This is a genomic window from Thiothrix caldifontis (genome assembly GCF_900107695.1).
Lineage (GTDB): Bacteria > Pseudomonadota > Gammaproteobacteria > Thiotrichales > Thiotrichaceae > Thiothrix > Thiothrix caldifontis.
On record NZ_FNQP01000036.1, the window covers coordinates 1 to 19,828 of the forward strand.

Annotated in this window: 26 protein-coding genes; 12 read left to right on the forward strand and 14 right to left on the reverse strand. The window is 48.8% G+C overall.

Going from position 1 to position 19,828, the window contains the following annotated elements; genetic code table 11:
* The 5 genes from BLV87_RS17590 to BLV87_RS17605 form a co-directional block, all read right to left on the reverse strand.
* The coding region (locus tag BLV87_RS17590) for a hypothetical protein (protein WP_139282226.1) at positions 1 to 336 on the reverse strand (336 nt) is incomplete at its 3' end.
* A gap of 21 nt (positions 337 to 357) precedes the next feature.
* Positions 358 to 495, reverse strand: a complete 138-nt coding sequence (locus tag BLV87_RS19560) for a hypothetical protein (RefSeq protein WP_175518045.1) — start codon at positions 493 to 495, stop codon at positions 358 to 360.
* Positions 496 to 592: 97 nt separating this feature from the next.
* Positions 593 to 874 carry a hypothetical protein gene (locus BLV87_RS17595; protein ID WP_139282227.1) on the reverse strand — a complete coding sequence of 94 codons (282 nt, stop codon included), beginning with the start codon at positions 872 to 874 and terminating at the stop codon, positions 593 to 595.
* Positions 875 to 911: 37 nt separating this feature from the next.
* The gene (locus tag BLV87_RS17600) at positions 912 to 1,358 is read right to left on the reverse strand and encodes a DUF29 domain-containing protein (protein WP_093070812.1); all 447 of its coding nucleotides are present in this window, start codon (positions 1,356 to 1,358) and stop codon (positions 912 to 914) included.
* A 91-nt stretch (positions 1,359 to 1,449) separates the two neighbouring features.
* Positions 1,450 to 1,992 (reverse strand): Arc family DNA-binding protein, encoded by a 543-nt coding sequence (locus tag BLV87_RS17605; protein WP_093070813.1) that lies wholly within the window; start codon positions 1,990 to 1,992, stop codon positions 1,450 to 1,452.
* Positions 1,993 to 2,096: 104 nt separating this feature from the next.
* Here BLV87_RS17605 and BLV87_RS17610 point away from each other — a divergent pair, with 104 nt between their 5' ends.
* From BLV87_RS17610 to BLV87_RS17660, 11 genes are all read left to right on the forward strand, one after another.
* Complete coding sequence (locus BLV87_RS17610) at positions 2,097 to 2,285, forward strand: hypothetical protein (protein ID WP_093070815.1); 189 nt, start codon at positions 2,097 to 2,099, stop codon at positions 2,283 to 2,285.
* A gap of 71 nt (positions 2,286 to 2,356) precedes the next feature.
* Positions 2,357 to 3,328 carry a tyrosine-type recombinase/integrase gene (locus tag BLV87_RS17615; RefSeq protein WP_093070816.1) on the forward strand — a complete coding sequence of 324 codons (972 nt, stop codon included), beginning with the start codon at positions 2,357 to 2,359 and terminating at the stop codon, positions 3,326 to 3,328.
* A complete protein-coding gene (locus BLV87_RS17620) occupies positions 3,318 to 3,551 on the forward strand; it encodes a hypothetical protein (RefSeq protein WP_093070818.1) in 234 nt (77 codons plus the stop codon). Before BLV87_RS17615 ends, BLV87_RS17620 begins: the two co-directional genes overlap by 11 nt.
* Positions 3,548 to 3,745, forward strand: a complete 198-nt coding sequence (locus BLV87_RS17625; RefSeq protein WP_093070820.1) for a hypothetical protein — start codon at positions 3,548 to 3,550, stop codon at positions 3,743 to 3,745. The genes BLV87_RS17620 and BLV87_RS17625 overlap by 4 nt, the downstream gene beginning before the upstream one ends.
* The gene (locus BLV87_RS17630; protein WP_093070821.1) at positions 3,742 to 3,951 is read left to right on the forward strand and encodes a hypothetical protein; all 210 of its coding nucleotides are present in this window, start codon (positions 3,742 to 3,744) and stop codon (positions 3,949 to 3,951) included. Before BLV87_RS17625 ends, BLV87_RS17630 begins: the two co-directional genes overlap by 4 nt.
* Positions 3,948 to 4,337 (forward strand): hypothetical protein, encoded by a 390-nt coding sequence (locus tag BLV87_RS17635; RefSeq protein ID WP_093070823.1) that lies wholly within the window; start codon positions 3,948 to 3,950, stop codon positions 4,335 to 4,337. Before BLV87_RS17630 ends, BLV87_RS17635 begins: the two co-directional genes overlap by 4 nt.
* 9 nt (positions 4,338 to 4,346) lie before the next feature.
* Positions 4,347 to 6,296 (forward strand): hypothetical protein, encoded by a 1,950-nt coding sequence (locus BLV87_RS17640; protein ID WP_093070825.1) that lies wholly within the window; start codon positions 4,347 to 4,349, stop codon positions 6,294 to 6,296.
* A 70-nt stretch (positions 6,297 to 6,366) separates the two neighbouring features.
* Entirely contained in the window at positions 6,367 to 6,633 is a 267-nt protein-coding gene (locus BLV87_RS17645) for a helix-turn-helix transcriptional regulator (protein WP_093070826.1), read from the forward strand.
* Between the two features lie 23 nt (positions 6,634 to 6,656).
* The gene (locus tag BLV87_RS17650) at positions 6,657 to 7,724 is read left to right on the forward strand and encodes a toprim domain-containing protein (RefSeq protein WP_093070828.1); all 1,068 of its coding nucleotides are present in this window, start codon (positions 6,657 to 6,659) and stop codon (positions 7,722 to 7,724) included.
* Positions 7,721 to 9,184, forward strand: coding sequence for a DUF3987 domain-containing protein (locus BLV87_RS17655; RefSeq protein WP_093070829.1), 1,464 nt, complete (start codon positions 7,721 to 7,723; stop codon positions 9,182 to 9,184). The genes BLV87_RS17650 and BLV87_RS17655 overlap by 4 nt, the downstream gene beginning before the upstream one ends.
* 466 nt (positions 9,185 to 9,650) lie before the next feature.
* Positions 9,651 to 9,893 carry a hypothetical protein gene (locus tag BLV87_RS17660; protein ID WP_093070831.1) on the forward strand — a complete coding sequence of 81 codons (243 nt, stop codon included), beginning with the start codon at positions 9,651 to 9,653 and terminating at the stop codon, positions 9,891 to 9,893.
* Positions 9,894 to 10,050: 157 nt separating this feature from the next.
* Here the strand turns inward: BLV87_RS17660 and BLV87_RS17665 are convergent, their stop codons facing one another.
* The 8 genes from BLV87_RS17665 to BLV87_RS17705 form a co-directional block, all read right to left on the reverse strand.
* Positions 10,051 to 10,500, reverse strand: a complete 450-nt coding sequence (locus BLV87_RS17665; protein ID WP_093070833.1) for a hypothetical protein — start codon at positions 10,498 to 10,500, stop codon at positions 10,051 to 10,053.
* A gap of 37 nt (positions 10,501 to 10,537) precedes the next feature.
* Complete coding sequence (pepN, locus tag BLV87_RS17670; protein WP_093070834.1) at positions 10,538 to 13,153, reverse strand: aminopeptidase N; 2,616 nt, start codon at positions 13,151 to 13,153, stop codon at positions 10,538 to 10,540.
* Positions 13,150 to 14,022, reverse strand: a complete 873-nt coding sequence (locus BLV87_RS17675; RefSeq protein WP_093070836.1) for a DUF4743 domain-containing protein — start codon at positions 14,020 to 14,022, stop codon at positions 13,150 to 13,152. Before BLV87_RS17675 ends, pepN begins: the two co-directional genes overlap by 4 nt.
* Positions 14,009 to 14,458 (reverse strand): hypothetical protein, encoded by a 450-nt coding sequence (locus BLV87_RS17680; RefSeq protein ID WP_093070838.1) that lies wholly within the window; start codon positions 14,456 to 14,458, stop codon positions 14,009 to 14,011. Before BLV87_RS17680 ends, BLV87_RS17675 begins: the two co-directional genes overlap by 14 nt.
* A gap of 56 nt (positions 14,459 to 14,514) precedes the next feature.
* The gene (locus tag BLV87_RS17685) at positions 14,515 to 14,757 is read right to left on the reverse strand and encodes a CDGSH iron-sulfur domain-containing protein (protein WP_093070839.1); all 243 of its coding nucleotides are present in this window, start codon (positions 14,755 to 14,757) and stop codon (positions 14,515 to 14,517) included.
* Complete coding sequence (gene bioC / locus BLV87_RS17690; RefSeq protein WP_093070841.1) at positions 14,754 to 15,623, reverse strand: malonyl-ACP O-methyltransferase BioC; 870 nt, start codon at positions 15,621 to 15,623, stop codon at positions 14,754 to 14,756. Before bioC ends, BLV87_RS17685 begins: the two co-directional genes overlap by 4 nt.
* Positions 15,624 to 16,050: 427 nt before the next feature.
* Entirely contained in the window at positions 16,051 to 16,827 is a 777-nt protein-coding gene (locus BLV87_RS17700) for an alpha/beta fold hydrolase (RefSeq protein ID WP_245707070.1), read from the reverse strand.
* Between the two features lie 6 nt (positions 16,828 to 16,833).
* Entirely contained in the window at positions 16,834 to 17,904 is a 1,071-nt protein-coding gene (locus tag BLV87_RS17705; protein WP_093070845.1) for a hypothetical protein, read from the reverse strand.
* Positions 17,905 to 18,068: 164 nt separating this feature from the next.
* Between BLV87_RS17705 and plsY the strand changes: the two genes are divergently transcribed.
* Positions 18,069 to 18,689 carry a glycerol-3-phosphate 1-O-acyltransferase PlsY gene (plsY, locus tag BLV87_RS17710; protein ID WP_093070861.1) on the forward strand — a complete coding sequence of 207 codons (621 nt, stop codon included), beginning with the start codon at positions 18,069 to 18,071 and terminating at the stop codon, positions 18,687 to 18,689.
* Positions 18,690 to 18,711: 22 nt separating this feature from the next.
* Here plsY and BLV87_RS17715 read toward each other — a convergent pair whose 3' ends face one another.
* The gene (locus tag BLV87_RS17715; protein WP_093070846.1) at positions 18,712 to 19,623 is read right to left on the reverse strand and encodes a LysR family transcriptional regulator; all 912 of its coding nucleotides are present in this window, start codon (positions 19,621 to 19,623) and stop codon (positions 18,712 to 18,714) included.
* Positions 19,624 to 19,828 lie beyond the last annotated feature (205 nt).

Genomic DNA, 19,828 nt, shown 5'->3' on the forward strand with positions numbered 1-19,828 from the left:
GCGAAATTGGATGTTTTTCCTGCCTGCCCGTTCATTGATATGCTTTGGCTCATCATCCAGCAATTGACGTGCCTGTCCGGTCGTCAGGTTGCTGCTGATTTTTGGGGACAGATCAATCAGCTTCTTGGCATCACCAAGAGCGTAAGATTTCGGCTTATACCCACCCAATCCAAAGCCTGTAAAAAAAAGATCGCAAGGAAAATCAATAACTTGTGATGTTTCGCGAAATTGGATGTTTTTCCTGCCTGCCCGTTCATTGATATGCTTTGGCTCATCATCCAGCAGAAACGCCAGTCCCCGATCCAGTATCCGCACCTCGGACTTACCTTCTTCCACAACCAGATGCCAGCACCGGAATCATTCCATATGCCAGTCTGTTTTGCCATTGTGTGGGTTATGGCCATGCGTCCATTCGTAATCATCCTGCTTGATTCCTGCCCGATTCATTGCCCAACGGAGCAGCAGGATTACCCCAAAAACAAAAAACATTTCCATGATGCTATTTCCTTCTTCTCTCTGGTTACTATTTGCCCGCTGATTCCAGTGGAATCAGTGGTTTCTTTTTAGTCACTGATTCCCAGGGAATCACCGGCTAGTTTTTAGTCATGCAATTCTTGTAGAGTGCGTCAGTGCTTAATAACTCTGCGTTTTGGGTGCATTCAGGCGGTAGCGGCTGAATAATCGCCTTGATCCTGCCGGATATATCCGGTGGTGCTGGTCTGAGCCACGCATAAAGGAAAGCACTTGCCCAAATGCCCAAGACGAGTAATGCCACTACTGTAACCCTGTGTTCCCAGAAGCTATTGATGGATGGATTGAACATGGATAACCCCGTGTTATTGTTGATTTTGCAAGGTTCCATTCTGGCAGACATCGGCTGGTCTGCAAAGTGTTGGACTAGCCCAGTACCTTCATTCGACTGATTCAGGCCAGAAATTTACATCCATCACTTGCTCAAATGTCCATGGGCTTTCTTGGGGGAAGTGAGAAGCACTGATGCCCGTTTCGGATTCGGCGTCATCTATTGCGAAGTTATAGGCGCGTTCCATTGATGCAGGAACTTCAGGCTTCAAGCTGGGATTGTCCTTCATCAGGTAAAAGATTTCCTTACGCTGCACCTTGATGGTACGTTCCCAACTTGAACGGCCTGCATAATTGGGCTGGTACTGCCATTTCAGCAGGTGCATGAGGAGGACGCGGAGGCGGTTTACCAGTTCCTTACGTTCGCGTAACCCCATGCTTTCCACTTCCTCTATCAGGTGTTCCCAATCAATCTCGTTTACTTTACGCGCCTTCATCAAATTGCTTTGTTCTTGCGTCCAGCCGTAGTAATCCTGTTCGTAAGCTATAGCACCCATTGTCAGTGCCTCCTGTGTTTCGATAGTTTGAGTGTAGTAATACAGCCCTTTCTTTTCACCCTTTGCCAACCCTTTGGGTAAGCTGGCTCCCTTAATCGCCCTTTATTTCGCTCTGTTGGTTATCGTCAGGGATGGTAATACCGGCTTTAGCAAATTGTTCTTTTACAATCTCAATAGCGATAGTTCTCACTAAATTATTCAAAGAGTTCTCATATTTAACTTCGGTAGCTCTCGGTTTTTTAAGATTTTTTTTACATGGATTTTCTAATAGCACGGGGTAATAAGCTTCATCATCTGGAAGGTCTAGTTGTTCATACTCGAATATGGCTTCGTTTTCTTCTTGTTCTCTGTCCGCTTCAAGAGATTTTTCCAGTCGCCATGCGATTTCCTTGCCTATTGTCCATCCATGGGTATCTGCATTGGCTTTTAATCTTATGCGCATATCAGGACTAAGGTTTGTGAAGGAGTCTTGAATAGCGATGCCAAGGGCTTCTTTCAAACTCTCCCCCAACCTCATCAAAATTTCCGCATGTAAGGAACGTCCAACCATGCGGGCGGAGTCTTCTAGTTTTTGGCGCATTTCAGGGGGAAGACGCACTGAATATGGCTGTGGCTGCTGGTGTGTATTGCTCATGTATTCATTTTGAATCACATGCGGGCTGTCACGCAATTCTTTTTAAAGTATTTTTATTGACTACTAAGTAATTATATAGAATACTATGAGTTCAGGTAGTTATTATGAATACAGCAGGTAAAGATGACATGAAGGAAAAAAAATTACCCCGTTCGATTCGGTTGGATCCGGAAATGGAGAAGTGGGTGATAGATAAAGCGAAAGCTGAAGATCGTAGCTTTAATGCCCAAATAAATCGGTTTGTTAAAAAGATGAAGGAGTTGGAAGAGCAACAGAAACAAGGATTCGCCTAGAAATCGCCCTACCACACGGATTAGGCCCCGTGAGGCAGGACTTCACAACACAATTACGAAGGAATTGAGTTATGCAACGCGAAAGCATACACGATGCGCGTGTTTCCGTGCGCGAAAAAACGGATGAAATCACCTATCCAGCAACCTTTGAGGCATTGTTAGAGTATTACCAAGCCGAGCGGGAGCCTTCCCCCGACACGTTGCGGGATTACCGCGTGGTGGTACGTCAATTTGTGGGTTACACACAATCCAATCGGTTGGACACCATCACCCGTGATCAAATTGCCGCATGGCGCACCTATCTACGGGACACGCGCCAGCTTGCACCAGCCTCCATTAACTTCTACTTGCGTCATCTTCGCGCTTTGTTGCGGTTTGCCGACCTGTACGGTTATCACTCGGACATCGTGCTTAATGGCATTAAAACTGTGCAAACAGTCAAGCCGACCAAGAAAACACTAGAGCGGGTAGCCATCCGTGAGGTGCTGCAATGGCTACAAGACCCGGCTCAAAGCAACCTACCCGGCTGGTTTTGGGAGGCGGTGGTTAAAACATTTTACTATACCGGTATGCGGCGTAGGCAGCTTGTTGGCCTGACTTGGGGCGACATTGACACCAAGCAGCAGACCATCCTGCTACGAGGCGAACACAGCAAAACCAAAAGGGAATGGAAAATCCCCCTGCCCTCGCAACTTATTCAGGTGCTGGCAGATTTGCGAAAACTCGCGGAAAACAAGTTGGAGCGCTCATGTCGTCGTGCTGATCAAGTGTTTAATGCGACTTTGTTTCGAGCCACTTACAAGGGAAATCGAATGACCGTTGAGCAGCTCTCAGAGGCGCTCAAGCGCATTAGTCGTGGGTCAGGGGTTTTGATTAGCTCCCACCGGTTCCGGCACACCTTTGCAACACAGCTTGCAAAAGAAGGCAATTTGCGTGACCTGCAAAAGATGCTAGGTCACACCAATCTCAGCACCACCATGGAGTATGTTGAGCCGTCAGTTAACCAAATGCGCACCATGCTGGGGGCAATCCATGAACTCTAATAACCACCACGACCTAAAAACCCTACGCACACTGAAATACATTTACCGAACCTCTGAATGTCTTGAGATTCAAGCGCGATCAGCAGTTGATAGCATAGACGGTAGGTACGGTGCAGAAGATACCACCTATACCCAACGGCGTATCAATGACGTGCTGAGAGTGTTGCGCGAACTGGAAGAACTCCATGCCGAACTGAAGCGGGTTATGGAGGTGATGCAATGAAATACACCATCGAAAGCCGCCGTGATCGTCTGGTTGTGGTTCGTGATGCACGGGGTTTATCCATAGTAGTAGGTAGTTTGTCCGACGCGCACCGATTCGACACCCCCCAACAAGCACGGATAGCATTTAGTGCGCTTCAGTTTAAGCACAACAACCTGCATAGCGGATTCAAGATTTACGAGGTGCAATCATGAACGACATCAATACCCTACCCACCCCTATCGAATCTTCGGATGTCTGCCATTTTGCACAATTTGAGATTTTCACGGATAGCCCTGTCATAGCGGCAATTGTCGCAGGCAGAGCCTGCAAGGTGAAAGGCAAGTCTTACGGTTACTGCATTGTGCATAAAAAGCGCGTTTACTGGCGGTTGCGCACCCGCAAGGGGGGCAAATCATGAGCGCCCAACCCAACCACCTCACCGTAAGCCCCGCCAAATTGGAAAAGGCCGACGGATACGCGGGCTTTATTGGCAATATTGCGGAACTGATAGCAACTGGTGCTACTACGTTCGGGGTACTGCCCGCCCTGTTTAAGCACGTTTCTGATTTTGCAGTGAAATATGATGTGTTCGTTATTTCTGCACGAACGCTGGTATCCATCGGGATGCTATTCGCCGCTTACCAATATTTTCAGTACACCCTCTTCTTTGGAGCGGGCGCATTGGCTTTTATTGGGCAATTCCTGATAGGCGCGTTTTTCGTTGCTGTGGTGTTTCTCACCCGTGACGGCTTGCCGATCATGACAGCGGCTTTAGGCATGTACTTACTGGTTAACAGTTTTTAAGGGGGCTTTATGAAACTGAATGATTTATTGAAAACCAGCGGAAACGATAGCGACCTGATCTTCAATGACAAACACCGCGCTATCAAAAACTACCGTTTGATGCAGTGGGCGAAATGGGCGACCTTTGGGCTGTATATCGTCGCTGTTTTCATGCTGTACGTCGCCGACGTGTGGGGCATTGGCTCTTTCATCGAACAAAAGAGTAACGATTGGGTAGCCCTGATTGTGTTTAGTGCTATCGCGTTTGTGCTGGCGTTCTTTCTGGCAAGCTCAAAAGAAGCGGTTTATGAAGATATTGCCCTGCATCGTGCAGAGGGTTACAAGCTCAAAACCTCGCAGATTGTCGCTATGGGCTTGTTCCTGACATCAGGATTGCTGTTTGAAATGTTTTCGACATCCAACAACCAGCAACACATCGCCAATTCAGCGGCGGAAGGCTCTAGCATGATGAAGGAGGTCACTGGTAGCAACGTCACGTTATCCACTGGTAGCACTGCCCTCACCCAAGACCTACAAGCCGCACAAATGCGTTTAGCTGATTGCAAAGTGAGAATGGAGAAAGCACTAGCCAAGGGCAAGACATACGATTGTGCGCAATCTGAGGCGAATGTAGCGGCGGTACGGGAATCTATGCAAATGGCTAACGCCATGGCAAACGATACCAACGCAGCAGCATTAAATGCCAAAACTGACGCTATGTTCAAAGTCCGTGAACACTTCGATAAACCGATGTTTAAGGAAATCGGCAAGGTAGCGGGAACTGACAATAACGGCGGCATGTTGATTGTAATTGGTGTGCTGATCTTTATTTTTGAATGCCAACACATCATGGCGTTATTCGCTTATGCCAATGCGTTACGGCGGATTAAGGGAAACGGCGGCAAACCAAATACCATCCAGTCACAGGGCAATAATGGTTATGGTATCGCCCCTCCCCTATCGCCTTTTGATTCCGCAAAAATGAGCGTAGCAGAATACGCGGCAAAAGTTGAGGCGGGATTAAAATCATCCCCTGAAGTGATTGCAACGGAATATGCACGAGCGCAACATGGAAGGAATCAGCAAATGGAAGCAATGGGTAATGCAGCTAAAACCATAGGCGATAAGCTTGACTCAATGTCAGGCAAACCCGATCGGTGGCGTAGTGACGCACCAGTGATTAAAGAGGCACAAGGCTTTAAACAATCACCCGATCAAGCCGCGAATGTCAGTAAATTATATCAATCTGAAATGGCAAAGCATGAAGCGGGTAAGGTATTTAATGATGAATCCCCTACCCCGCCAATTAAACACCAATCCGTAGCAGAAACTATTCGTGCGTTAGTGGATGCGGTTAAAAAGTCAGGTTCGCAATCTGAGGCTGATATTCAGGTCGCAGTATTCAATGGCTACCAGAAACTATTTAACCCTGCTGACTTGGATGATGGCGATTTGCTGAAAGTAGCGGCGAAGATTGCCAAGAGTACCGCACCTGCTATGCCGTTTAACCAACGCACTGGGGCAACCGGCTTGCAGAATCCGGTATTAGGCACGGCGGAAGAGCACTATTCGCTACCATTGCCAACCACTACCCTACCGTTTCAAAAAACCGTTTCAGATACCGTTCCGCCAACCGTGCCCGCACGGTGCGAAACGGTAGCAGACACCGTGCCCGCACGGTCACAAAACGGTAGCGGCGAAACGGTGCAAAACGGTCTTACCGGTGAAGCCAAGCGAGCAGAAATCGACCTTTACCCCCAGTGGATTGCAAAAGTTAGTGATAAAGAAATCACCCCCGGCGCTCGTGATTGTAAGCGTTTTATCAGCCAATCCACCAAGAGCAATGACGACAAAACAGGCTTAACGGTGCAGGAAATGGGGCGCATTTGGTTGAACTGGAATCAACGCGCCTTACAGGATGGAATTTTAAAAGCCAACCCTGATTACTCAAACGGCAAGCCTAAATATATATTAGCCTAATTCATCAACCCAACAGGGCAGGGGATTAATAACCCTCTGCCCACTTTTAACACTCACTGGAATATTTAACATGCAAAGACCTGCCAACATAATGAACTTTGACTTTAACCAAATGAAACGCAAGATCAAAGAAAGACTTGCAGCAGCGGAGTTTACAGACAGACTAATAAGCCGTGCCGATCTTTGTAACAAGTTGGGCGTAGACCGATCAACAACCTACCGGTGGGAGTCAGCTAACTTTTTACCCAAACCAGTATTAAAGCGTGGTAAAACTATTCGCTGGTCAGAAAACGAAATTGATGTATGGTTAGCAACCACAAAAAAGAATGATTTATGAGCATCAAACAAAAAGGGTAATTTATGGAAAGCGCACAAAGAAAAGCCCCTAGCGCTACCAACACTAGAGGCCATACAAATATCAACGATTCGAGAGCTGATTATAAAACATCAGGCGCAAAACCGCCATTAAGTACCGCTGATATTCTTGATAATTTCAGGCAAGCGCTAATAGAGAATATTGGTCATGCCCCTAATACGATTGAATGCAGCGGCAAATTAGAACGCTTTTCTAGCAATGGCAAAAGTGACGATAAAGCGGGCTGGTATGTGTGTCATGAACACACCCTGATGATTGATCAAGCCTATCAGTGGGGCATTGTCTGCATTTTCGGGAACTGGCGTGAAGGTTCTACCCACACGTGGAACAGCTTTAGCACGTTTTTTCGGTTGAGCCGTGAAGCGAAGCAACAACTTGAACGCAAGCAACAAGAGCAAGTCGCCCAACAACAAGCGGAACGTGCCGCCAAAGCGGAACAAGCCCGCCGTCAAGGCGTAGCAATGTGGGAATCTGCCCAACCTGCCAACCCCTCACACCCTTACCTGATGCGCAAGCGGGTAGGGGCGTATGGTATCCGTCAGACTGGCAATCTGTTGCTGATCCCCATGTGTGACTTGGACGGCACATTACACAGCTTACAAACCATCGCAGTGGGCAGGTCACTGGAAAAACTGTTCCTCAAAGGCACACCCAAGCGGGAACGCGGGCTGTTTTGCCTGATTGGGGACACACTGCACCATCCCCAAGGCGTCTACCTCTGCGAAGGTTACGCAACAGGCGCAAGCCTGTATGAAGTCTACGGCCTGCCTGTTCTGGTGGCCTTTGATGCGGGAAATCTGTTTCCTGTTGCCAAGGCTTACCGGGAACGTTTCCCCCATATTCCACTGACCATTTGCGCAGACAATGACCGCGACCCCACCAGCAAGGGTTATCAAGTCGGCCTGATCAGAGCGCGGGAAGTGTGCGCAGCACTCCCCGGCGTGGGTTTGATCGTGCCGGAGTTCCCCGAAGGCACACCCTTGCACCTTTCCGATTTCAACGATTTAACGGCATTGCTGAGAAGCAACGCCAATAAGGACACTACCCCATGACTACCCCAACACCCCACAGCGCTACCAGCGGCAAACCTAACTTATCCGTGGTGAATAATTTTGTACGCACCGAAAAGCCCACCCACAAACCAACCGAACCGGAACAGGCGAAACCGCACACGCTTGACCTGTTGAAGCACCTCCCTGACGGTGATTTTAAGCGGTACGTGGGCGACGTAGCGCGGATGTGCAACATCTATCCGTCAACTAGCTTACTGGTAGCGCTAGGCATTGTTTCATCTGTAGCGTGTCGTTCTGTTGCGGTCGCTTATCAGGATGGAAGTTTGTTACCCGTTGGGGAATACATCATCTGTGGCGGTATTCCGGGTGATGCGAAAAGCCGAATGCTAAAAGCCTTCCAGCGCCCAATATTTGAGGCACAAAAGGAAGCTGATAAAGCGTGGAAGCAACGTAAAGAAGCACACGAAGATTCGGGAACCGAAGGCAAATTTGATGAACCCAGACCGCCCCGTATTTTTATTACTGACTCAACAGTAGAGGCACTTGAATCAGTATTGGCAGAATCAGGTGGTTATTTTGCCCTTGCAAGCGCGGAACAAGCCGTGGTGAACACCTTAACCGGCGCAGCCTACGGCGGCAAAGACAAAAAGAACAATGGAGACTTACCCCTAAAGGGCTTTAACGCTGAATATCATGCAGGTGCGCGGGCGGCAAAAGAACGAACCACTTACACCGGAATTGTAGTAGGGGCTATTACTTGCTTTGCGCAACCAGCAGCGATTGAAACCATATTGGCAAAATCTGAAGGTTCTGGGATGGCGGAACGCTTCATGCTGGCACGAGAGCCTACACAACAAGGCACACGCGACCACACGCGCCAATATTACCCGCACGAGTATAGCCAGAATGTTTACAACCGCATTGTGAAAGATATAGCGGCGCAAGCGCTAACACTGGCGCAGGATTTTGACGACTTGCCAGCGTACCGAATCAACAAGGAAGACTGGTATAAAATCCAACTGTTTAGAAATGAGATGGAGCCACATCTAATAGAGGGCGGGAAGTACAGCACCGCTACCATGTGCGGCATTGTCTCAAAAGTAGACATGCACATCATGAAAATTGCCACTCTATTAGCAATCTTGGATGAAAAGCCAGTGGGTGAAGTAGGGCGGGAATACGTGGAAGCAAGCATAAACATCATGCGCGATATGCTGGAATACATACTAAGCCTGTTGATCGACTTAGAGGTTATCGGCTTCAACGCTTTTGAAAATTCGATCATTGCCTACCTTGGCAAACAGCAGAACGCCACCCGCAAGCTGATACGCACCAACAAATGCGAAGGCAAACCATGGTCGGAAATCCCGCGTAGCAGCCTAACCAACAAGATCAACGAAACCGTTGACGAACTTATCAGAAAGGGCGTGGTTGTGGAGGAGGAAACCTTCTACCCCAACGGCTGGAGCCAAGGCAAATACCTAAGACTGATTGCTTGATTATCTTGTAAATTTGCCACCATCAAGCCGCGTCTATCGCGGCTTTTTATTGTAAAAAATAAATATAAATCTAAAAACAGCAATAAATATTTCATCGGTACTTGTGATTAATTTTTAATCAAACCTCAAATTTACCCAAAAAACTCCAACTTTACCCCCAAAAAGTTGGGATAAGTTGGGAAAAGTTGGGATTTTTCCCAATCTCACAAACCTTTTATATACAATAACTTATAGGCTTTTTAAAAAAGACATCCCAACTGACTTTTTCGTTTAAATACAATAACTTACGTGAAAAGTTGGGAAAAGTTGGGATTTTTGGGAAAACCCACCCCCACACCCCACCCATACCGCCCCAAAACCCACCAAGATGAAAAACCAATATTATTCATTTTATTATTCATAATTTATTCTTTATGCTATTTATTATTTACGTGCTTACCACGCAACAACCACACAAGGAAAAACCATGTTTAATGATGACTTCATTACCGTTAACGGCCTGTATGCATGGGCGCGTTTCATGCTGGCTTGTATCAGCCTGTTCTACATGCTGGAACACGCGATCAGGGGGGAATGGTTCCCGGCGGGTTTGCTACTAGTAGCGGCGGGCTTGTTCATCCAATGGCACGGGCTAGGCAAACCACAACCACGGGAAGGGCAGGTAATCGCGGGCGGGCTGGTGTTGTTGGTGGTGGGTGTTTTTGCTTAAGTAAAGATGGTTGGCTGCATATTTGGCTGTATAGCCAGCAAAGTAATTTCGGGAAATTGTTCTATATTAACGGCTTGCAGATGTTTTGCAGTTGTTGTTGGGGCCGCCATTAACGGCAGTCTACCGTAGGGTAAACCACCGTTAAACTCGGAGTGGCTTATTTCTTCTCAGCCACAGGTGCTGCGGCTTCCCCAATGGCTGGGATTGCTTCGATTTTCACTTTCTCAGCAGCACCGTCACAATAGCTCCACGTCGCTTCCCAGCGTGAAGGGAAACTCTTGTCGATAAATTTGATCTGGTAACGCCCCCAATAACGGGTCATTTCACCAAAAATACCGGGGCGTTCGGTAGTGCATTCCACCTTAGCTTTCTTTTTTGCCCAATAACCATCATACGTCCCACGGTTTTGGTAAACCTTTGCTAAGCCCAAAATGTATACCACACCCGGATCTTCCGCAGGCCCATAAGCAAATACGGCGGTCGGCCCGATTTCATCAGCGTACACAATACGCCCGACGTTGCTGTTCCACACTTCATCTGCCAGCGCATTGCTGCCCGTGGTAATCAGTGCGGCTAACCCTAGTGCTTTCAATACCTTCAATTTCATTCCATGCCCTCTCTATCATTGATGAATGGTCGCCACATCATACCAGACTCTTGCTTACGATTTCATACACATCCCCCGACAAACCGGCATGTGCCTGAATACGCTCCAACTGCGTTTTCATTAAGCCACTACGGGTCGCTTCGTAATGCCGCCAGTTCATCAATGGGCGTACCATGCGTGACGCAATTTGCGGGTTCATCGCATCCAACTCCAACACGCAATCCGTGAGGAAGGTATAACCACGACCATCCTGCGCGTGGAAATGCAGTGGGTTGCGCATTGCAAAGCTACCCACCAACGCACGGACTTTATTGGGGTTGCGCATATCGAACAACGGATGCTGCATTAAAGCCTGCACTTGTTGCAGCGTTTCCGGCAATGAGGACGTGGCTTGCAAAGCAAACCATTTATCCATCACCAAGGAATCGTGTTGCCAACGGTCATGGAAATGCTGCAACGCTGCTTCACGTTGCGGGCATTCGATCCGGCTCAACACCGACAATGCCGCCATCGCATCCGTCATATTGCCTGCCGTGAGGTATTGTTGCAGGCAAGTTTCATGGATACCGGCATCCTGAATCCGCCCCAAATACGCCAAGCAAACGTTTTTCAGACTGCGCCGCCCAATGCTGGCTGCATCGGGGGAATATTCACCCTGCCCCTGCGCGTGCAATTCGGCATACAGCGCTTCCAAATCCAAACGTAACGCTTTTGCCAAGGTCGCGTGGATAAATTCGCGTACCGTGTGAATCGCCTCAGGGTCAGAAGGCCGCGCCCGTTCCGCAATATCCGCCTCAGACGGCAAGGTCAAGGCTTCAGCACGTAAGGCGTGATCCAATCCACTATCAGTCAGAATCGCTTGGTAAGCACTGATGAAATCGTGTTCCAACCCAAAGGCTTCTTGCCGTTGCTGTGCTTCCAACAGCGAGAGGATGGTACGCATTGCTAAACGTTGCCCTGCATCCCAACGGTTAAACGCATCGCTGTCGTGCTTCATCAGAAACACCAAATCGGCTTCGCTGTAAGGGTAGCTAAGCTTCACTGGCGCTGAAAAGCCGCGCAACAACGACGGTATGGGCTGTTCAGCCACATCCCCAAAGCTGAATGATTGCGTGGCTTCCGTTAGACGCAACACTTGCGTACCGAGCATGTCCTGTCCGCTACTATCCAGCAAACCGATTTCGAGCGGAATCAAAAACGGCAGTTTTACCGCTGCTTCTGGCGTAGCGGGACAAGATTGGGTGAAATGCAGCGTACAGGTTTGCGCCGCTGTGTCATAATCCATGCTGACCGCCACTTCCGGCGTACCGGCCTGATCATACCAACGCTGGAACTGGCTTAAATCAACTTCATTGGCATCCGCCATCGCCGCAAGGAAATTCTCAGTGGAAACGGCTTGCCCATCGTGGCGGTGGAAATACAGATCCATACCCTTGCGGAACCCTTCACGCCCCAGCAACGTTTGGTACATACGCACCACTTCCGCACCCTTCTCATAAACCGTTACCGTGTAGAAGTTATTGATTTCCATATAGGAAGATGGGCGAATCGGGTGTGCCATCGGGCTGGCATCTTCCGCAAACTGATGGGTGCGCAACATCCGTACATCTTCAATGCGTTTCACCGCGCGTGAATGTAAGTCAGCGGTGAATTCCTGATCGCGAAATACCGTCAAGCCCTCTTTCAAAGACAACTGAAACCAATCGCGGCAGGTCACGCGATTGCCCGTCCAGTTGTGGAAATATTCATGACCAATCACGGATTCAATGCTGACATAATCCATATCCGTCGCCGTTTCAGGGCTGGCAAACACTAACTTGGAGTTGAATACGTTCAGCCCCTTGTTTTCCATCGCGCCCATGTTGAAATCATCGACCGCGACGATCATGTAAATGTCAAGATCGTATTCCAAACCGAAACGCTGCTCATCCCACCGCATCGCCCGTTTCAGCGACTGCATCGCGTGGTCACACTTGTCGATATTGTGTGCTTCGGTATAAATGCGTAACGTTACCTCACGCCCAGAATTCGTGGTGTAATGGTCTTCCACATGTTGCAAATCGCCTGCCACCAGCGCAAATAAGTACGCTGGCTTGTGGAACGGGTCTTCCCAACGCGCCCAATGCCGACCATCAGGCAAATCACCGCTGCCCGTGAGGTTGCCATTCGACAGCAATACCGGGTATTTTTGCTTATCCGCCAAAATTTGCGTCGTGAACACCGTCATCACATCGGGGCGGTCAGGGTAATACGTAATTTTGCGAAACCCTTGCGCTTCGCATTGCGTGCAGAAATTGCCGCTGGATCGATACAAGCCTTCTAGCGAGGTATTTTTCTGCGGATAAATGTGCGTCACGATTTCCAGCGTACACAATGCCGACACATTGGGAATGCTCATGCCCGTGCTGGTAACCTGATAATCCCCTAGTTGGAGCGGTAAACCATTCAATCGTACTTCCAGCAATTCCAACTCTTCGCCATACAATTCCAGTGGCGTATTAGCCGCAACCCCAGCCTCGCGACGGTAATTCGCCACACTGGTCACACGCGTAGATTCTTCGCCCAATTCAAAGACTAACGACAATGCATCCACACGGTAACTGGGGGCTGCATAATCTTGTAAATAAACCGTTTTAGGTTGGCCTTCTTTCATTTTTTTGTCTCTTTTACATTACCAGCAATATACAGACTGTTGAGGATAGCAGCATGTTCAGGGTGTTGTGGTGAAATCATTCCCATGCGCAATAAAAGATCAATATTCACCAAGTTACAATTGTCTTTGAACACATCCGTTGTTTCCGTCAACCGGGCAATTTCCGCTAATGGCATCCGCTCAAACGCAATCACTTCACCATCGGTATTTTCCGGCACAAAATCTTCCGGCAACCACAAGTCATACACATAAATCGTCGAATTATCCAAACCGCGCCAGCCTTCTTGCCGGTATGGAATCGTACCGATAGCCTGCGCTTGTTGGGCTAACTCGACGGGAATATTGGCTTCTTCCTGCGACTCTTTGATGACATTTTCCAGCAAACCTAAGCCCACGGGCTGACCACCTGCGACCATTTGATCAAGCTTACCCGGCCAGAACGGTTTATCCAGCGAACGCGTACCCACCCATACTTCAATACCTTTAGCGGTTTTGACCAAACCGTTAACGTGAATACCAAAGGTTTTCACCCCAAAAAAATTGGTAGCAGCACGTTCAATTTCCAATTCGGCATGACCGCCAAAGCGATGCGTGACGGGGTAAGCCTCAGCTACCCACGTATCAATCACCCCTTGCTCATGCAAGGCACGTAACACCGGTGCTACGCTTGCAGTACGGCTTGCATAATCAGTCAAGTTCGGGTTTAAGGCAACCTGCGTATCTGTTACCGCAAAGACTTCTCTCCAGTTTGCCAAGTGCTCTGCAAAAGCGGGTTGCACTTGCCCATATACCTGATTGGCGATCAGCAATTCAAGGTAATGGGTGGACTCAAAATTGTTGCAAGCACGAATGCGGTCAAGGTAACTCATGTTTATGTATCAGCGGTTGTTGTTGGGCGAATTTCGTCATACTAGTGTTTAACATCCAGCCTAGCCAGAGTACAACCAGCATGGTTAATACCGCAACTATCCGCCATGTTCGACGCGACAAACCGGATAAACGTTCACAGTGCTGCATATCGAGGTACATTTCACGCTCAACATATCCCTGTAGTTGGTTGAACTCGCTAAAGTCGATAGTGAACGTATCTCCTTCATTATGCAGCAACAATTCATCCACCAATGGAATTTCCCGCGCATAGATGGAACGTACTGACTCAATCGCCCCTGCTTTATCGAGCGTCGTCACACCATTCACTTTACGTAAACGCCCATCGGCAGCATCTAACAATTGCCAAACGATTGAGCCTTTTTCCGGCGAGATGGCGTTGCGACTAACTGATTGGATAATATACGTTTTTTTCATTGTTGCGCCACAACTAGCGAGTTAATTGGCGCAAGTTTACCACATTGATAAGCGGCTTAGTTTAGATCACGATGAGCTGCATCACAGAATGGCGCATTCTTTGTGTGTTTACACGCACACAGCCCGTATTTCTTACTTTCCGACACCGTGAACTCCAGCGGCGTGAAATCCGTCCCCTTGTGTGAACCATCACAAAACGGTTGATTAGCCGAGCGCCCACAAGAACACCACCAATAACTTTTTCCAGCTTCCAATTCGACGACACACGGCTTTTTCTGTGCAATAACAGGGGCACTCATGACTTACTCCTCATAATCGGAATGAATTTTTCGGGTAGTTTGCTGGGCAACAGCATTGGTGCCCAAGCGTGACCATACACCACTTCGTAGGTGGCAGGATAAAGCCCATTTTCCTGACGAAAGTATTCGTATGCCTGTAAAAAAGCCTGTAAGTGGGCTTTGCCAGTCAAGCCGTGATTGCGCCCCTGGGTGGCGTTGTTTGCGCCAATGCCTTTTAGATCCCGCAATAAACCGCGCACATCGGTGTAGGTCAATGTGATGGTTTCCATATCCACCACCGGATCGCGAAAACCGGCCTGCAACAGTGCGTCACCCACGTCGTGCATATCCACAAATTGGCTGGCGTGGGTGAAGCCATCCACCCTGCCCCAACTGGCACGTAATTCTTTCAGGGTATCGGGGCCGAAGGTGGCAAACATCAGCAAACCGTTGGGTTTCAGCACTTGCACCCATTCGCCAAATACCGCTGGCAAGTCGTTGCACCATTGCAGCATCAGGTTGGATAGCAACATATCCGCGCATTGCGACTGGAATGGCAAGTGATTGGCATCGGCACACACGCCTTGTGGCTTGCGAAACCAACCGCCGCGTTGCCGGGTTTTTTGCACCATATTAACGGCGAGATCGACCCCGATAATGCGGGCTTTTTTGTAACGCTTGAGTAAATGTTCGCTGATTGCCCCCGTGCCGCAACCGAGGTCGAGGACGGTTTCCGGCTGCATTTTGATGAAATCCAAACGTTCCAGCAGACGCTCGCCGATTTCACGCTGCAAGACCGCGTTCGCGTCGTAAGTGTGCGCAGCACGTTCAAAGCCTTGACGGGTTTTGCGCTTATCCAGCAAATGGGGGTTCGTATCAGAGTGCATCCAGCAATGCCCCGCTATGTTCCATGAAAATCTCCGGGTGGGTAACAAGCGGGAGAAGTATACAATGTTAGAGGAACGTGGGGATGCCTAATCAGGCTATGGTGGGCATGAACGGCGTGCAGACAGTTTTGCCACCCAAAATGTTATCAATCTTCCCGCCAAAAATGCGATGCAAACAGGAATCATCAATTGATATAACACGAATGCGTCTGCTTGTTCTAACATCAGGCTAGGAAAATAACCACGCACGATAACGTATATTAAAATCACCAAAAACCCTATCGAATCCAACAATACGGCAAGGATTATGGCCCAAATTGAGAACCCGACCGAGAGGGCTAAGACTACCCCTGTCACCGCAGCACTTAAAATCATACTGATGACAGCTACAGGTTTATTTCCCGTGTGCCAGTAATACCAGTAGCTTTTAGGAATTCTCATTGAATTGAATAGTATCCAGAAATGCCTCAACATGTTCCATGAAAAGCGCTGGATGGGTAACGAAGGGTACGTGCGCAACACTACCTAACACTGCAATGTGCTGATACCCCATTTCCGGTAGCGTGTCAGCTAAGGACACGGGTATCAACTTATCGAGCTTGCCCAGCATCCACAGCACAGGCTGAGTCACAGGTGCTTGCGAAAAGTCGGCAGTTTGCAGGATGGTTAAGCCCTCTTCCAGCGCGGTAACGCTGGCAGGGTGTTCCATAATACGCTCACGCAAAGCATTCACCAAGCGGGTGTCAGTTTTGGTACTGAGGAATTGCAGCGCAAAAAAGCGTTTCACCGTGCCGAGGTAATCGGTTTGCAAACTTCTGCCAAACAGCGCCAACAGGTCGGGGGATACGCCGTGCGCCCAATAACCTTCTGCGACAAATTTGGGCGTGCTGGCAATCAAAATCAGCGCCGCAATCCGCCCAGGCAAAGCGTGAGCCAAACCTTGGGCGATGAGTCCACCGAGTGACCACCCCATCACGACGGCATCTTGCGGAATGTGCGGGGCAAGTCGCGCCACCGCTTCCGCTAATGTTCCCAGTGGCAAATGGCAGTTTACGCCATGCCCCGGCAGGTCGATGCAAATGACTTGGGCATGTTGTGCCAAGCACGGCAATAATGGTTGCCAGACGTGGCTGTTCATGCCCCAGCCGTGGAGCAGGACTAACGGTCTGCCCTGCCCCGAATATTCAATAATGTTTAACTTCAAGGCTTCTTACCACTCCCACGGCATAAACGCCCGCATCCCTTTCATGGTCGGCGCAACCTCACCGCTCAAGCGGTTAACATCCTGCCCCAAGTAAGCAACGTTCTGATTCAATTGCTGAGTACTATTCTGCATACCCTGTACGTTGTGCGTCATCACCGCCATATTGCCGCTCATATCACGCACATCCGCCGCCATCGGCTGCATACTGGAAACAGAGGCTGACATGGTTTGGGTGTAGGCGGTAATGTCCTGCATTTGCGTGGACATATTGGCCATTGTGCCGGTAATGCTGGTCATATTACTGCTCATGGAACTCATCGCGTTTTCCATGACATTCACCACATGCAGCATATACATAGCAGCCAAACCCGCCAACACCAACCCCGGAACACTCATCCAGCGGGCGCGGCGGTAATTGCGTTCCTGACGTTGGCGTTCGGCTTCGATGCGAGCTTCGTGTTCGTGTTGTTCCTGACGCATTTCTTCCTGCATCAGTTTTAGATGCCCCGTCAGTGATTGCAGCATTTTTTCTTGGCTTTGGTCACGCATCTGGCTGCTGTTCTGCATTTCCTGATACATATCACGCATCCGCTGCGCAAGAGAATCCAGCATTTCATCGTGGTGGGAATCGCGTTCTTGATTGTCCTGCTGAATTTGTTCAAAGGCGCTACGCAAACCTTGCAGGATATTTTCACGCTGCTCTTCTTGCAAGGCAAAGCGCTTGCTAATGCTTTCCAGCAATTCCTGCGTCACAACGTTTTGCGCGTGTTCCCGCTGGGTCATGCTTTCCAGAATACGTTCGCGCTGTTCATCATAAGCAGCGAAACGGGCGCGGATACTGTCCAGCAATTCGTGGGTAACGTTGTACTGAACCTGTTCTCTATCCTGAATACTTTGTTGGATGCGCTCAAAAGTCGCTTCAATGTCCCCCGATAACTGCTGCATCACAAGCTGCTGCTGTGCCGCTTGCTGGCGGGCTTCCTCCTGAATCTGCTCCAGCGTCATATCCAAAGCGTCTTCAGCCTTATTAGGTATATCGGTTGTCGGGCTACCCGCTATTTTCTGTTGATCACTCATCTCATTTCCCCCAGCGCAAGTCGTATACTGTTAAAAGTTGGCTACTTTAGCATAGTTAGAGAACGAGACAATCAAGAGGAAACACGGCGGATGCTAACTGTATGCCACCCTGCTTATCTGATAGCATTGCGACTTTAAATAACAACGTTACACGGATCTTCACCATGGTCGTCTATTTGCTGATTGCACTGGCTTACCTGCTCGGTTCTATTTCTGCCGCCATCATTACCTGCAAACTGATGGGGCTACCTGACCCGCGCACGGTCGGTTCCAACAACCCCGGTGCGACCAATGTGCTGCGTCATGGCGGTAAGAAAGCTGCTGCAATTACCTTGCTCGGCGATGGTTTAAAAGGTTTGATTCCAGTCTTGGTCGGCAAAGCCTTGGGCGTGGATGAGACCGGCTTGATCTTGATCGGTATCGCCGCGTTCTTGGGGCATTTATACCCTATCTTTTATGGCTTCAAAGGCGGTAAAGGTGTCGCCACCGCTATCGGTGTATTTCTTGGCGTGAATATTTGGGGCGGCATAGCATTCGTGGCAACTTGGTTGGTCATGGCGAAAGGTTTCAAGATTTCCTCACTCGCTGCGCTGATTGCCACCGCACTCTCGCCGATCTACTTTTGGGTATTGAGTGATGGCAATGGCTGGTTGACCTTGGGCGTGTTATTCATGGCGATTATGATTTTCTGGCGGCACGAATCCAATATCCGCAACCTGCTATCGGGCAAAGAAGACAAAATCCAATCCAAAGAAGGTGCTGAATCGGTGACAAACGAGGAGTAAACAAAACCTGCATAGCGTAGGGTTACAACTCTTCCATGAAAAAGTTTTCATCGAACATTTCGATGAAACGCTTAGCTTGTGGGGTAAAGAATTTGCCCCGCCGCACAATTAACCCATAACTGCGTGAAGGAAAATAATCATGGAGTGGAATTGCCACGATTTTCTCATTCCCGGTCAAACAAACTTCGGTAACAATCGAAACACCCAAGCCCATTTCCACATACTTTTTGACAATTTCCCACCCACCGGCTTCCATTGCCACCGAATAGGGCACTTCATTTTGACGGAATACGGTATCCACCATGCGCCAAGTGCTCATATTACGTGGTGGTAAAATTAAGCCATACGGCCCAATATCTTCCAACGTAATCTTGCGTTTTAACTCAGCTAACGGGTGATGTTCAGGCGTGATCAGAATCGATCCAAATGAGGCAAACGGTTTATACACGATCGTATCAGGAATCTGTAATAACGGCCCAACCGCTAAATCCACTTGGTCTTCAAGCAGCTTTTTCATGCCGCTCTGACCTTCAACATTATGCAAATTGATGCGAATACCGGGATAAGCAGCACAGAAACGCTCTAAATATTTTGGCAATACATACAAAGCGGTAGACTGCCCCACCGCAATATCCAGCTCGCCCTGCTCCATTTTACCAAGACTCGCCGCAAAGGTTTCTTTGAGGGAATCAATCCCCGCTGCAATCGGTTGTACCAATTGGTAAAGGATTCGGCCTTCTGGGGTTAAACGTACACTAGGCCCACGACGCTCCAGCAACTTCTCACCCATCTCACGCTCAAGCGCTTGAATTTGCAAGGAAACCGTCGGTTGACTGATATGCAACTGATCGGCTGCATGGGTGATGTTTTCCTTTTGCGCCACCACGCAAAAAGTTCGCAATAATTTATAACGCGTTTGCTTGTAGTAGTGCATTGCCACAGTTATTTACCCTCCTCTATTATGTCATTATTGTGCAATACAATAGTAATAATTGAAACAATTGATTTTTTACAATGCATTATTTTCGGTATCTTACGCCGCAGCTAAGCACTCATCACGAGTACTTATCTATGCTAACTGTGGTGCTTGCGGCGTTCGCGAAAGAACGCCGCTCTTTTTATCCCCCGCCCCCTATGAA

Coding starts and splice junctions, on each gene's coding strand:
- BLV87_RS17610 (WP_093070815.1), top strand. CDS start 2,097: ATGAATACAGCAGGTAAAGATGACATGAAGGAAAAAAAATTACCCCGT.
- BLV87_RS17595 (WP_139282227.1), bottom strand. CDS start 874: ATGTCTGCCAGAATGGAACCTTGCAAAATCAACAATAACACGGGGTTA.
- BLV87_RS17600 (WP_093070812.1), bottom strand. CDS start 1,358: ATGGGTGCTATAGCTTACGAACAGGATTACTACGGCTGGACGCAAGAA.
- BLV87_RS17605 (WP_093070813.1), bottom strand. CDS start 1,992: ATGAGCAATACACACCAGCAGCCACAGCCATATTCAGTGCGTCTTCCC.
- bioC (WP_093070841.1), bottom strand. CDS start 15,623: ATGCACTCTGATACGAACCCCCATTTGCTGGATAAGCGCAAAACCCGT.
- BLV87_RS17650 (WP_093070828.1), top strand. CDS start 6,657: ATGGAAAGCGCACAAAGAAAAGCCCCTAGCGCTACCAACACTAGAGGC.
- BLV87_RS17675 (WP_093070836.1), bottom strand. CDS start 14,022: ATGAGTTACCTTGACCGCATTCGTGCTTGCAACAATTTTGAGTCCACC.
- pepN (WP_093070834.1), bottom strand. CDS start 13,153: ATGAAAGAAGGCCAACCTAAAACGGTTTATTTACAAGATTATGCAGCC.
- BLV87_RS19560 (WP_175518045.1), bottom strand. CDS start 495: ATGGAAATGTTTTTTGTTTTTGGGGTAATCCTGCTGCTCCGTTGGGCA.
- BLV87_RS17635 (WP_093070823.1), top strand. CDS start 3,948: ATGAGCGCCCAACCCAACCACCTCACCGTAAGCCCCGCCAAATTGGAA.
- BLV87_RS17640 (WP_093070825.1), top strand. CDS start 4,347: ATGAAACTGAATGATTTATTGAAAACCAGCGGAAACGATAGCGACCTG.
- BLV87_RS17715 (WP_093070846.1), bottom strand. CDS start 19,623: ATGCACTACTACAAGCAAACGCGTTATAAATTATTGCGAACTTTTTGC.
- BLV87_RS17615 (WP_093070816.1), top strand. CDS start 2,357: ATGCAACGCGAAAGCATACACGATGCGCGTGTTTCCGTGCGCGAAAAA.
- BLV87_RS17655 (WP_093070829.1), top strand. CDS start 7,721: ATGACTACCCCAACACCCCACAGCGCTACCAGCGGCAAACCTAACTTA.
- BLV87_RS17685 (WP_093070839.1), bottom strand. CDS start 14,757: ATGAGTGCCCCTGTTATTGCACAGAAAAAGCCGTGTGTCGTCGAATTG.
- BLV87_RS17630 (WP_093070821.1), top strand. CDS start 3,742: ATGAACGACATCAATACCCTACCCACCCCTATCGAATCTTCGGATGTC.
- BLV87_RS17625 (WP_093070820.1), top strand. CDS start 3,548: ATGAAATACACCATCGAAAGCCGCCGTGATCGTCTGGTTGTGGTTCGT.
- plsY (WP_093070861.1), top strand. CDS start 18,069: ATGGTCGTCTATTTGCTGATTGCACTGGCTTACCTGCTCGGTTCTATT.
- BLV87_RS17620 (WP_093070818.1), top strand. CDS start 3,318: ATGAACTCTAATAACCACCACGACCTAAAAACCCTACGCACACTGAAA.
- BLV87_RS17645 (WP_093070826.1), top strand. CDS start 6,367: ATGCAAAGACCTGCCAACATAATGAACTTTGACTTTAACCAAATGAAA.
- BLV87_RS17665 (WP_093070833.1), bottom strand. CDS start 10,500: ATGAAATTGAAGGTATTGAAAGCACTAGGGTTAGCCGCACTGATTACC.
- BLV87_RS17680 (WP_093070838.1), bottom strand. CDS start 14,458: ATGAAAAAAACGTATATTATCCAATCAGTTAGTCGCAACGCCATCTCG.
- BLV87_RS17660 (WP_093070831.1), top strand. CDS start 9,651: ATGTTTAATGATGACTTCATTACCGTTAACGGCCTGTATGCATGGGCG.
- BLV87_RS17705 (WP_093070845.1), bottom strand. CDS start 17,904: ATGAGTGATCAACAGAAAATAGCGGGTAGCCCGACAACCGATATACCT.